11 protein-coding genes are annotated in these 12,520 nt (G+C 55.6%); 8 read left to right on the top strand and 3 right to left on the bottom strand.

The genetic code is table 11. The features are described from left to right. Window positions 1-58 precede the first annotated feature (58 nt). Window positions 59-1,381, top strand: a complete 1,323-nt coding sequence (xylA, locus tag ACOTYN_RS08745; RefSeq protein ID WP_086527836.1) for a xylose isomerase — start codon at window positions 59-61, stop codon at window positions 1,379-1,381. A gap of 61 nt (window positions 1,382-1,442) precedes the next feature. Next, window positions 1,443-2,897, top strand: coding sequence for a xylulokinase (gene xylB, locus ACOTYN_RS08740; RefSeq protein ID WP_063434245.1), 1,455 nt, complete (start codon window positions 1,443-1,445; stop codon window positions 2,895-2,897). Between the two features lie 54 nt (window positions 2,898-2,951). On the opposite strand, the gene ACOTYN_RS08735 is transcribed toward xylB, so the two are convergent. Further along, the gene (locus ACOTYN_RS08735) at window positions 2,952-3,947 is read right to left on the bottom strand and encodes an acyltransferase (protein ID WP_063434246.1); all 996 of its coding nucleotides are present in this window, start codon (window positions 3,945-3,947) and stop codon (window positions 2,952-2,954) included. Between the two features lie 182 nt (window positions 3,948-4,129). Between ACOTYN_RS08735 and ACOTYN_RS08730 the strand changes: the two genes are divergently transcribed. From ACOTYN_RS08730 to ACOTYN_RS08715, 4 genes are all read left to right on the top strand, one after another. Continuing rightward, on the top strand, window positions 4,130-4,435 hold the full coding sequence (locus ACOTYN_RS08730; RefSeq protein WP_032635354.1) for a YsaB family lipoprotein: 306 nt from the start codon (window positions 4,130-4,132) through the stop codon (window positions 4,433-4,435). 160 nt (window positions 4,436-4,595) lie between these two features. After that, entirely contained in the window at window positions 4,596-5,507 is a 912-nt protein-coding gene (gene glyQ / locus ACOTYN_RS08725) for a glycine--tRNA ligase subunit alpha (RefSeq protein ID WP_003860141.1), read from the top strand. A gap of 9 nt (window positions 5,508-5,516) precedes the next feature. Next, window positions 5,517-7,586, top strand: a complete 2,070-nt coding sequence (gene glyS, locus ACOTYN_RS08720) for a glycine--tRNA ligase subunit beta (RefSeq protein WP_014882041.1) — start codon at window positions 5,517-5,519, stop codon at window positions 7,584-7,586. Between the two features lie 440 nt (window positions 7,587-8,026). After that, window positions 8,027-9,646 carry an ABC-F family ATP-binding cassette domain-containing protein gene (locus ACOTYN_RS08715; RefSeq protein ID WP_071922714.1) on the top strand — a complete coding sequence of 540 codons (1,620 nt, stop codon included), beginning with the start codon at window positions 8,027-8,029 and terminating at the stop codon, window positions 9,644-9,646. Between the two features lie 38 nt (window positions 9,647-9,684). Here the strand turns inward: ACOTYN_RS08715 and ACOTYN_RS08710 are convergent, their stop codons facing one another. Then, window positions 9,685-9,972: an HTH-type transcriptional regulator gene (locus tag ACOTYN_RS08710; protein WP_014882043.1), complete on the bottom strand. Its 288-nt coding sequence runs from the start codon at window positions 9,970-9,972 to the stop codon at window positions 9,685-9,687. A 332-nt stretch (window positions 9,973-10,304) separates the two neighbouring features. On the opposite strand from ACOTYN_RS08710, the gene ACOTYN_RS08705 reads away from it, so the two are divergent. Next, window positions 10,305-11,015 carry a DUF3053 domain-containing protein gene (locus tag ACOTYN_RS08705; RefSeq protein WP_014882044.1) on the top strand — a complete coding sequence of 237 codons (711 nt, stop codon included), beginning with the start codon at window positions 10,305-10,307 and terminating at the stop codon, window positions 11,013-11,015. A gap of 247 nt (window positions 11,016-11,262) precedes the next feature. Beyond that, complete coding sequence (cspE, locus tag ACOTYN_RS08700) at window positions 11,263-11,475, top strand: transcription antiterminator/RNA stability regulator CspE (protein ID WP_003860775.1); 213 nt, start codon at window positions 11,263-11,265, stop codon at window positions 11,473-11,475. A 58-nt stretch (window positions 11,476-11,533) separates the two neighbouring features. Here cspE and ghrB read toward each other — a convergent pair whose 3' ends face one another. Further along, complete coding sequence (gene ghrB, locus ACOTYN_RS08695) at window positions 11,534-12,508, bottom strand: glyoxylate/hydroxypyruvate reductase GhrB (protein WP_071922713.1); 975 nt, start codon at window positions 12,506-12,508, stop codon at window positions 11,534-11,536. Between the last annotated feature and the right edge of the window lie 12 nt (window positions 12,509-12,520).

Here is a 12,520-nt window from a genome sequence, read left to right as displayed (position 1 = left end):
TATTCACTATTACTCCTGTATCAACGACTCGCCGCATACCCTGATTATGGAGCTCAATATGCAAGCTTATTTCGACCAACTCGATCGTGTTCGTTACGAAGGCCCAAAAACGACCAATCCTTTAGCATTTCGTCACTACAACCCGGATGAGCTGGTACTGGGTAAGCGCATGGAAGACCATCTGCGCTTTGCCGCCTGTTACTGGCATACCTTCTGCTGGAACGGCGCCGATATGTTCGGTGTGGGTTCCTTTGACCGCCCATGGCAGCAGCCGGGTGAAGCCATCGAGCTGGCGAAACGCAAAGCCGATGTGGCATTTGAGTTCTTCCACAAGCTGAACGTGCCGTACTACTGCTTCCACGATGTGGACGTCTCGCCGGAAGGTGCGTCTCTGAAAGAGTACCTGAACAATTTCGCGCAGATGGTGGATGTGCTGGCGGCAAAACAGCAGCAAAGCGGCGTGAAGCTGCTGTGGGGCACCGCAAACTGCTTCACTAACCCACGCTACGGCGCGGGCGCGGCAACCAATCCGGATCCGGAAGTGTTTAGCTGGGCGGCCACGCAGGTGGTGACGGCCATGAACGCCACGCATCAGTTGGGCGGCGAAAACTATGTCCTGTGGGGCGGCCGTGAAGGCTACGAAACCCTGCTCAACACCGATCTGCGCCAGGAGCGCGAGCAGATTGGCCGCTTTATGCAGATGGTTGTCGATCATAAGCACAAAATCGGCTTCCGTGGCACGCTGCTGATTGAGCCGAAACCGCAGGAACCGACCAAGCACCAGTATGACTACGACGTGGCGACGGTGTATGGCTTCCTGAAACAGTTCGGTCTGGAAAAAGAGATTAAAGTTAACATTGAAGCCAACCACGCCACGCTGGCGGGCCACTCTTTCCATCACGAGATTGCGTCTGCGATTGCACTGGGCATCTTTGGCTCTGTCGATGCTAACCGCGGCGATGCACAGCTGGGCTGGGATACAGACCAGTTCCCGAACAGCGTGGAAGAGAATGCGTTGGTGATGTACGAAATCATTAAAGCGGGTGGTTTCACTACCGGCGGCCTGAACTTTGACGCCAAAGTACGTCGTCAGAGCACCGACAAATACGATCTGTTCTACGGCCACATTGGCGCGATGGACACCATGGCGCTGGCGCTGAAAGTAGCCGCTCGCATGATTGAAGACGGTGAGCTGGATAAGCGTGTTGCGAAGCGCTACAGCGGCTGGAACAGTGAGCTGGGTCAGCAAATTTTGAAAGGCCAGTTATCACTTGCGGAGATCGCGAAGTACGCTGAACAGCAGCAGCTGGCGCCGCAGCACCAGAGCGGGCACCAGGAGTTGCTGGAAAACCTGGTCAACCACTACCTGTTCGATAAATAACAGCACGTAGGCCCGGTAAGCGTTAGCGCCACCGGGCATTTCTGTTAAAGGAGTCACCGTAATGTATATCGGGATCGATCTTGGCACGTCGGGTGTGAAAGCCATCCTGTTAAGCGAGCAGGGCGATGTGTTAGCCACGCAGACGGAAACGCTGCAGGTTTCACGTCCGCATCCGCTGTGGTCGGAACAGGACCCGGAGCAGTGGTGGCAGGCAACGGACCGTGCCATCAAGGCGCTAGGCGAGAAACACGCTCTGCGTGACGTCAAAGCGCTGGGGATTGCCGGGCAAATGCACGGCGCAACGCTGCTGGATAGCCAGCATCGCGTGTTGCGTCCTGCGATCCTCTGGAACGATGGCCGCTGTGCAGAAGAGTGTGCGCTTCTTGAGGAACGTGTACCTACCTCCCGCCAGATCACCGGCAACCTGATGATGCCCGGTTTTACCGCACCGAAACTTCTGTGGGTACAGCGTCATGAACCTGAGATTTTCCGGCAGGTGGCGAAAGTCCTGCTGCCGAAAGATTATCTGCGTTTTCGCATGACGGGTGATTTCGCCAGCGACATGTCTGACGCGGCGGGCACGATGTGGCTCGACGTGGCGAAACGTGACTGGAGCGAGGCGATGCTGAATGCCTGCCATCTGACCCGCGCCCATATGCCCGCGCTGTTCGAAGGTAGCGAGGTGACAGGCACGCTGCAGCCAGCCGTTGCTGAACGCTGGAATATGCCAGCCGTACCGGTGGTGGCCGGAGGCGGTGACAATGCGGCGGGGGCCGTGGGTGTCGGCATGGTGGAGGCAGGGCAGGCGATGCTGTCGCTGGGAACGTCCGGTGTCTATTTTGCCGTTAGCGACGGGTATCGCAGCAACCCTGAAAGCGCTGTGCACAGTTTCTGCCATGCCCTTCCGGGGAAATGGCATTTGATGTCAGTGATGCTCAGTGCCGCATCTTGCCTGGATTGGGCGGCAAGACTCACCGGCATGGCCGATGTTCCGGCGCTCATCTCCGCCGCGCAGCAGGCGGATGACACCGCGGGTACGATCTGGTTTTTACCGTATCTTTCCGGTGAGCGAACGCCGCACAACAATCCGGAAGCGAAAGGGGTGTTCTTTGGTTTAACTCATCAGCATGCCCCGGCTGAGCTGGCGCGTGCGGTTCTGGAGGGTGTGGGCTATGCACTGGCCGACGGCATGGACGTGGTGCATGATTGCGGCCTGAAACCGTCGAGCGTCACCCTGATTGGCGGCGGCGCGCGGAGCCCTTACTGGCGACAGATGCTGGCTGACATCAGCGGATTGCAGCTGGATTTCCGCACTGGTGGCGATGTCGGGCCCGCGCTCGGCGCCGCACGGCTGGCACAGATAGCCATGAACCCCGAAAAACCGCTTTCACAATTGTTACCGCAGCTTCCGCTTGAACAGGCGCACTTGCCTGACGCAGCACGCCATGCCCGCTATGCGCAGAGGCGCGACGTGTTCCGCAAAATCTATCAGCAGCTGCTGCCGCTGATGTCGTAAACATCCGCCGGGTGGCGCTGCGCTGACCCGGCCTACCACTCCCCGTCCATCTGGCTAACTTACAAACCTGCGCGTATCGATTCTTTGCAGCAGCATCGACAGCAGCAGGCTGATGACCAGCGTGGCGGCAAAAATCCAGATGATATCCAGCACCGGCCAGCTCTTTAGCTCCACACCTCTTGTTCGCAGGGCGTGGATCACCAGCGCGTGAAAACCATAAATTCCGAGCGAGTGCCGCGAAATCACGCTCAGGACCGGGAGTGGCCGCGCGTTGAGCGTGTTTTTAACGAGCGTAAGCAGCGAGACGGCACAGAGAAACACGATCGGTCCGCAATACAGGTACCAGGTATCGGCAAAATTACCGCGCCACTGCAATTCGTGCAGCGTCCCGCGCGATATCACCGCCACGCCTGCGATAAACAGCGACGCACAAAGCCAGTTCAGACTACGTTTTTGCGTCTCCATCATCCCGATGGCGCGCCCCAGCATGCCGTAAAGCACGTAATAGAAGGTATCGCCGTTGATATAGAGATTTACCGGCAACCATTCAAATCCGTCGATTTTCTGCGAGACCGTATTCGGGTTGGCGATGAGGCCAATCACCACCATCAGGGCCAGCAGCATTTTCCCGCTGACGTTTTTCACCTGAATAAGAGGAGAGACGAGATAGATAACGATAATGGCGAAGAAAAACCACAGGTGATAGAACACTGGTTTTTGCAGCAAATATTTGAGTGATAGCCCGGCGTTAATTGAGGTGAACAGGGTGATATAGAGCAAGGCAACGGCGCTGTAAAACCCCAGACAGGCCGCGATGCGGGTGAAGTGCCTCGGTTGCGCGCTACGTTCGCCAAAAAAGAGAAAGCCGGAAATCATAAAAAACAGCGGGACGCTGACGCGAGACGCAGAGTTGAGAATGTTGGCAATGTCCCAGTTAACAGAGCTGATGCTGTGCGCATTCGTGACATACCAGGTCGTCGTGTGGATCATGACCACCATCAGACACGCTATTCCTCGCAGGTTATCAATCCAGTTAATTTTTGACGCCATCAGTTCCTCGTGTTCCCTGTAAATGGAGTGTGACTGCCATTGTCCAAAAGTCTTCGTTTGGAAAATTCTGAGTTTTATCAGCAGGCTTGCCGGAAGACCGCGAGATTCGCAGAATGGCGGACCTTAATCTATAAAAGCTTTGATACTAAAAATAACAGCCACTGACCAGGACGGTAATAAAAATGATGATGAAGCGAGTGGCGTCACTCTTTCTGCTGCTTATGCTGGCAGGTTGCAGTACGCCACAAGAAGCATCTGTGCAAAAAGCACAGCAGGGCAAAATGAGCCCGGAACGTTCACTGAACATGGAGGCAATCTGTAAAGATCAGGCTGCACGCCGCTATAACTCGGCCGTTCAGAAGATTGATGTCACCGGATTTGAGCGCTTTCAGGGAAGCTATGAGCTGCGGGGCCATACGTCGCGTAAAGAGGGTTTTGTCTGTTCGTTTGATGCAGACGGCCAGTTTTTACACCTCTCCATGCGCTAGCCTGCTCGCATAATCAACAGCCAGAGGCCGCCCGCGTTCTGGCCTGAAGGCTTATTTCCCAATTTTCCCTAAACAACCCCGTTTCGTACTGTATATCTTGCAGCCAGCGGGTATACTGGTCCCTTCCATTTAAAACCACACGTATCCAGCACGAAATACTATGCAAAAGTTTGATACCAAGACCTTCCAGGGCCTGATCCTGACTTTACAGGATTACTGGGCTCGTCAGGGCTGCACCATTGTTCAACCTTTGGACATGGAAGTCGGCGCCGGCACTTCACACCCGATGACCAGCCTGCGCGCGTTGGGACCAGAGCCAATGGCGACCGCGTATGTGCAGCCTTCCCGTCGTCCGACCGATGGTCGTTACGGTGAGAACCCGAACCGTCTGCAGCATTACTATCAGTTCCAGGTGGTGATTAAGCCATCGCCCGACAATATTCAGGAACTGTACCTCGGGTCGCTGAAAGAGCTGGGTATGGATCCAACCATCCACGACATTCGCTTCGTGGAAGATAACTGGGAAAACCCAACGCTGGGTGCCTGGGGTCTGGGTTGGGAAGTGTGGCTGAACGGCATGGAAGTGACCCAGTTCACTTACTTCCAGCAGGTTGGCGGTCTGGAATGTAAGCCGATCACGGGTGAAATCACCTACGGTCTGGAACGTCTGGCGATGTACATTCAGGGCGTAGACAGCGTTTACGACCTGGTCTGGAGCGACGGCCCGCTGGGTAAAACCACCTACGGCGACGTGTTCCATCAGAACGAAGTGGAGCAATCCACCTATAACTTCGAATACGCGGACGTGGACTTCCTGTTCACCTGCTTCGAGCAGTACGAGAAAGAAGCGCAGCAGCTGCTGGCGCTGGAGACTCCGCTGCCGCTGCCTGCTTACGAGCGTATTCTGAAGGCCGCCCACAGCTTCAACCTGCTGGACGCCCGCAAAGCCATCTCCGTGACTGAACGTCAGCGCTACATTCTGCGTATTCGTACCCTGACCAAAGCCGTTGCTGAAGCTTACTACGCGTCCCGTGAAGCCCTTGGCTTCCCGATGTGCAACCGAAACAAATAAGAGGCGGCCATGTCTGAGAAAACTTTCCTGGTGGAAATCGGCACCGAAGAGCTGCCACCAAAAGCCCTGCGTAGCCTGGCTGAATCTTTTGCTGCGAACGTGACTGCCGAGCTTGATAACGCTGGCCTGGCGCACGGTAAAATTGAGTGGTTTGCTGCGCCGCGTCGTCTGGCGCTGAAAGTGGCAAATCTGGCGGCGTCTCAGCCGGATCGTGAAGTCGAAAAACGTGGCCCGGCTATTGCCCAGGCGTTCGACGCGGAAGGCAAGCCGAGCAAAGCGGCTGAAGGCTGGGCGCGCGGTTGCGGCATCACCGTTGACCAGGCCGAGCGTCTGACCACCGACAAAGGCGAGTGGCTGCTGTATCGTGCGCATGTGAAAGGCGAGAGCGCAGAAGCGCTGCTGCCGGACATGATTGCCACGTCGCTGGCGAAATTGCCGATTCCTAAGCTGATGCGCTGGGGCGCGTCTGACGTCCACTTCGTGCGTCCGGTGCATACCGTGACCCTGCTGCTGGGCGACACCGTTATTCCTGCCACCATTCTGGGCGTGGCGTCCGATCGCGTGATCCGTGGCCACCGCTTTATGGGTGAGCCGGAGTTCACCATCGACAATGCCGACCAGTATCCGCAAATTCTGCTGGAGCGCGGCAAGGTCATTGCTGACTACGAACAGCGTAAAGCCAAAATCAAAGCGGACGCGGAAGAGGCGGCGCGCAAGATTGGCGGTAATGCCGATCTGAGCGACAGCCTGCTGGAAGAAGTGACCTCTCTGGTTGAATGGCCGGTGGTGCTGACCGCGAAGTTCGAAGAGAAATTCCTGGCCGTTCCGGCAGAAGCGCTGGTGTACACCATGAAGGGTGACCAGAAGTACTTCCCGGTCTACGCCAACGACGGCAAGCTGCTGCCAAACTTCATCTTCGTCGCCAACATCGAATCGAAAGATCCTATCCAGATTATCTCTGGTAACGAGAAGGTCGTTCGTCCGCGTCTGGCGGATGCCGAGTTCTTCTTCAATACCGACCGTAAAAAGCGTCTGGAAGATAACCTGCCGCGTCTGCAGACCGTGCTGTTCCAGCAGCAGCTTGGTACGCTGCGCGACAAGACCGACCGCATTGCGGAGCTGTCCGGCTGGATCGCCCGCGAAATTGGTGCCGACGTCAACCATGCGACCCGTGCGGGCCTGCTCTCCAAGTGCGACCTGATGACCAACATGGTGTTCGAATTTACCGACACCCAGGGCGTGATGGGCATGCACTACGCGCGTCACGATGGCGAAGCGGAAGACGTGGCTGTGGCACTGAACGAGCAGTATCAGCCGCGCTTTGCGGGTGACGAACTGCCGTCTAACCCGGTCGCCTGCGCCGTGGCGATTGCCGACAAGATGGACACCCTGGCGGGTATCTTCGGGATCGGCCAGCATCCAAAAGGGGACAAAGACCCGTTTGCGCTGCGTCGTGCTGCGCTGGGCGTGCTGCGCATCATCGTTGAGAAGAACCTGAACCTCGATCTGCAGACACTGACCGAAGAAGCGGTGCGTCTTTACGGCGACAAGCTGACCAACGCGAACGTGGTGGACGACGTTATCGACTTTATGCTCGGTCGTTTCCGCGCCTGGTATCAGGACGAAGGTTACACCGTTGACACCATTCAGGCGGTGCTGGCGCGTCGTCCGACCCGTCCGGCTGATTTCGATGCGCGTATGAAGGCGGTTTCCCACTTCCGTACGCTGGAAGCGTCATCTGCGCTGGCTGCGGCTAACAAGCGTGTCTCCAACATTCTGGCGAAATCCGACGAAACGCTGAACGAACGCGTGAACGCCGCGACCCTGAAAGAGCCGGAAGAGATTGCTCTGGCGATGCAGGTTGTGGTGCTGCGCGACAAGCTCGAACCGTACTTCGCGGAAGGCCGCTACCAGGAAGCGCTGGTGGAACTGGCGGAACTGCGTGACGTGATCGACGCCTTCTTCGAGAAAGTGATGGTGAACGTAGAAGATAAAGACCTGCGTATCAACCGTCTCTCTATGCTCGAAAAACTGCGCGAGCTGTTCCTGCGCGTGGCGGATATTTCGCTGCTGCAGTAATGTGCCCGCTGTCATAAACATGTGAGCCGTCTTTCTTTCCGGGTGGCGCTACGCTTACCCGGCCTACATTGTGTAACGGGTTGCACGTTTCATTGTAGGCCCGTGCAAGCGTAGCGCCGCCGGGCGAAACTGACAAAATGCACTTTGCCAGCAGTTTGAAAACCCGCTTCGGCGGGTTTTTTTATGGGGCTTTTGTAGGCCGGATAAGCGCAGCGCCTTCAGGGTATCGGCAAAGTAGTCCTTCCCAAAGGGCTGAGGGAGTATAAGTCGCCCAAAATTTAACCTTGAAACCTTCAACACATTACCGTTATCCTTACCCTCGTTAAATTTCTCGTGCTGGAGTGCCCCCCAAAAATGAACAAACACGACTGATGAATTTCGATCCTTGCTAAACGCCACCGCGTCGGCAGGGGATGTTTTGATTTCATTCAGGAGTGCTTATGGCTCATTTAGCGCAGTCCCCTTCTTTTATTTTGCATCAGGTCACCTGTCAGTTTGCGACGGGGGATATCCTTTTTGGTCCGCTGAATCTTTCTCTGGAACCGTCTCTGTGCGCGCTGGTGGGCCGCAACGGCAGCGGGAAAACGCGTCTGCTGCGCCTGCTGGCGGGGCTTGATGAACCCGCAAACGGGCATATCGAACGAACCGGAACACAGGTTTATGTGGCGCAGCAGCAGGATATTTTGCCACACACGACGCTGGCTGAATTGCTCGGGTACGAGGCAATCTTCGCGGCGCGAGCGCGTGTCGACAGCGGAGAGTATCAGCCTGACGATCTGGAAACGCTTGATGGCTTCTGGGATTTAGCAGAACGCCTGAGCGAGGCGTTTGCCCGGGCGACACTGTCGCCGTTTGATCCGGATAAGCCAGCCGCTGAACTCAGCGGTGGCGAGCGTGTCCGCGCGTTGCTGTGCGGGGCGTTTACGGCGCAAGCGGATTATCTGCTGCTGGACGAACCCACTAACCACCTGGACCGGCAAGGCCGGACATGGTTCTACGACCAGCTTGCCCGTTATCAGGGCGGTGTACTGGTGGCCTCCCATGACCGTGAGCTGCTGGCGCAGGTGCCGCGCATTCTTGAACTGAGTGGCGCTGGTCTTCGCAGCTATGGCGGGAATTATGCGGATTATCAAACCCAGCGCGATGCTGAGCAACAGGCTGCCCGCGCGGCGCTGGAGCACGCGGCGACGGCGCGCAAACGTACCCGCGCGCGCATGCAGAAAGAGCATGACGACAGCCAGCGGCGGTCGGCAAAAACATTACGCACCGTCGATACCCTCAATATCGCATCGTTCGAACGCGTCAAATATAAAGGCGCGGCAAAGGAACGTATTGGCAGCTGGAAAAAGCAGCATAACGAGCAAAATGATGCCCTGAACGCTGCCGTAAACAAGGCGCGTGAGCGGGTTGAAGACGATAACCCGGTGATGTTTACCCTGCCGGGGAGTCAGATTCCGGAAGGAAAACAGGTGCTGGTGATGGAAAATCTGGTGCTGCCGCATGTGCCCGTTCCCCCACTCAGCTGGCGGATGGATGGTCCGATGCGCGTGGCGTTAAAAGGACCAAACGGCTGCGGGAAGTCGACGCTGTTAAAAGCGATTCTCGGCGAAATCAGCCCGCGTTCAGGGACCTGCAACGTTTCCGTCAGCTGCGCTTATCTCGATCAACATCTGTCCCGGCTCGATCTCTCGCAGTCGGTCATGACCCACCTCAACCTGGGCAATACGCCCCTTGAAGAGGGGGTATTACGAACCCGTTTAGCGCAGCTTCAGTTGGGGGCCGATAAAGTCGCGCTCCCGCTGGCGGAACTGAGCGGCGGTGAGCGTCTTAAGGCGGCACTGGCATGCGTATTATGGCGTGCTGAGGCCACGCAGCTCCTGTTGCTGGATGAACCGACCAACCATCTGGATCTGGCCTCGGTTCAGGCCATTGAAGCGGCATTGGCCGGTTTTCCGGGAGCTCTGCTGGTGGTGTCTCACGATGACGCTTTTTTACAAGGGTTAACGTTGTCGCACGAGATGATCTGGGAAGAGGCGGGCTGGCGTTGCGAAAGCCTTTAAACACAAGCCCCCGCGAAGGCGGGGGCGTTCAAACGTCACTACGCTATCTGTTTGCTGAGTGCAGGGTTGGCCTGAATCAGGCGCATCAGCTTTAACTCGGTTGGCGTGGGTCTCTCACGTTTTGACTCCCACTCCAGCACCATCGCTACGCTGACACCCATCGCTCTGGCGAATTCTTCTGTCTTCAGACCTGTCCCTTTGCGCAATTGCTCATATTCTGTAAAGGGATTGGCTTTTTGTTGCAGGGTAATCGTCTGCGGTACATCTTTAAAAATGATCTGTTCCAGACTGCTCAGCAGCTCAAACTCAGGATCTTTATATTCCATTGAGAACTCCTCTTAAATCTCACATCGTGATCAAGAACATCAGAGAGCCAATTAAGAATAGTCCCTAATACAAACCCAGGATCGTCACGGGTGTGATTAATCGTGCGGTAACGATCGCTTTATCCGATTCAGCTATATGGATAGTTATGCTAATTACCTGATTAACCATAAGGAGGGCCCGTCAGGTATTTTTTTGTAAATGATAAGAAATAAATCGGCAATAGGCGTTTTACATGAAAAGAGTATCTTGCAAGGCTGACCTGGACTATCCTTGTAAGCCGTCGGGCACGCGTGTGCCGGTGTGCGCTTTTTTGGGTGAAAGGAGTAATAAAATGGCGACAGGAAAGTCCTGCTCTCGCTGGTTTGCGCCTATTGCGGCGTTGTTGATGGTTGTTAGCCTGAGTGGGTGTTTTGATAAAGAAGGCGATCAGCGCAAAGCGTTTATCGATTTTCTGCAGAATACAGTGATGCGCAGCGGCGAGCGGTTACCGACGCTGACTGCGGATCAGAAAAAACAGTTTGGTCCCTTTGTGTCCGATTACGCCATTCTTTATGGGTATTCACAGCAGGTGAGCCAGGCGATGGATTCCGGTATCCGCCCGGTCGTGGATAGCGTAAACGCCATCCGCGTTCCACAGGATTATGTGACTCAGCGTGAACCGCTGCGCCAGTCCAACGGTGCGCTCGGCGTGCTGAGCCAGCAGCTACAGAATGCGAAAATGCAGGCTGATGCGTCACGTTCTGCGCTGAAGCAGGGTGACGATCTCAAACCGGTCTTTGACAAAGTGTATGAGAAAGTGGTGACCAAACCGTCTGAAGCACTGCAACCGCTGATTCCGGCCGCGCAAATTTTCACGCAGCAGCTGGTTCAGGTGGGTGACTTTATCGCCCAGCAGGACACTCAGGTGAGCTTTGTTGCCAACGGCATCCAGTTCCCGACTTCGCAGCAGGCAAGTCAGTACAATACGCTGATTGGGCCACTGGCCTCCCAGCATCAGGCCTTTAGCCAGGCCTGGAGTGCCGCCGTCACGGCCACAGAATAAACCGGAAAAACCCCGCGTCAGGCGGGGTTTTTTTATGCATTGCGAAAATAACGCTTGTCATTCCTCTACCACATCGGTATAACTATTCCCGTCGGTTTGTTACACAGACCTAAAGCAGTTTAGTAAAGCAGTCCAGATTGTTATCCATAGATACCCTTCGTTGTGACCCTTCCTTCATCGCTTAAAAATCTGTAACGCAATCCATCAAGCCGGAAGGCACAATATATTTGTTAATTAAGGTAATTCTATGTCTGCTAAAATGACTGGTCTGGTAAAATGGTTCAACGCTGATAAAGGTTTCGGCTTCATCACTCCTGACGATGGCTCAAAAGACGTGTTCGTACACTTCTCTGCTATCCAGAACGATGGCTACAAATCTCTGGACGAAGGTCAGAAAGTGTCCTTCACCATCGAAAGCGGCGCTAAAGGCCCAGCAGCTGGTAACGTTGTAAGCCTGTAAGCTTCCAACCCAGTAGCACAAAATTCAAAAACCCGCCTTCTGGCGGGTTTTTTCGTTTCTACTGTTGGATCTGCGGGTTAACGCAGTTTTTATCCACTTTTCCACTCAGCGCGGCAATCAGGTTGTCCACTGCGGTAGCCGCCATGTTGTAGCGTGTCTCGTGCGTGGCAGAGCCGATGTGGGGCAGGGCGACGACGTTTGGCATTTTCAGCAGTGGAGAATCCACCGGCAGTGGCTCCTGCTCAAACACGTCCAGACCGGCGGCGTGGATCTCGTCATTTTGCAGGGCTTCAATGAGCGCCTGCTCATCCACCACCGGGCCACGACCCGCGTTGATAAAAATGGCGGATTTCTTCATTTTTTCAAATGCGGATTTGCCAATCAGGTGACGTGTTTCATCCGTCAACGGCAGGATCAGGCAGACAAAATCGGCTTCCTGCAACAGCGTATCCAGCTCACAGTAACGCGCGTTAAAACGTTCTTCCGCTTCACCGTGGTGACGGCGCGCGTTGTACAGTATCGGCATGTTGAAACCAAAATGCGCGCGCTGTGCCAGCGCCAGCCCGATACGTCCCATACCCACGATGCCCAGCGTTTTTCCGTGAACATCCACGCCGAACCAGTCCGGGCCAATGCTTTTTGTCCATTCGCCTGCTTTAACGCGCTCGGCCACTTCAACCACGCGACGGGCGGTGCTGAGCACCAGCGCCATCAGCGTGTCGGCCACGGTTTCCGTCAGGGCATGCGGCGTGTGCATCAGCAGGATTTTGCGGGCGCTCAGGGCATCCACGTCGAAGTTGTCATAACCTACTGAAACAGTTGAAGTAGCACGAAGCTTCGGCATTTTCTCCAGCAGGGCGATGTCCACTTTCTCGCTTGAACCCAGCAGGCCTTCGGCGCTGGCGAACGCATCGGCATGCTGTACCACGGTCTCCGGACTCAGGTTTTTCACCTGCGTGACGGTGAAGTGCTCTTCCAGGCGTTTCTGCAGATCTTCCGGCAGTGCTTTATACAAAATGACGGACGGCTTCATGCTAATCTCCGT

The organism is Enterobacter cloacae complex sp. IR5458 (assembly GCF_049238025.1).
Lineage (GTDB): Bacteria > Pseudomonadota > Gammaproteobacteria > Enterobacterales > Enterobacteriaceae > Enterobacter > Enterobacter kobei.
The sequence above is the reverse complement of the archived record's forward strand: the minus strand, read 5'-3'. Positions and strand labels throughout refer to the sequence as shown.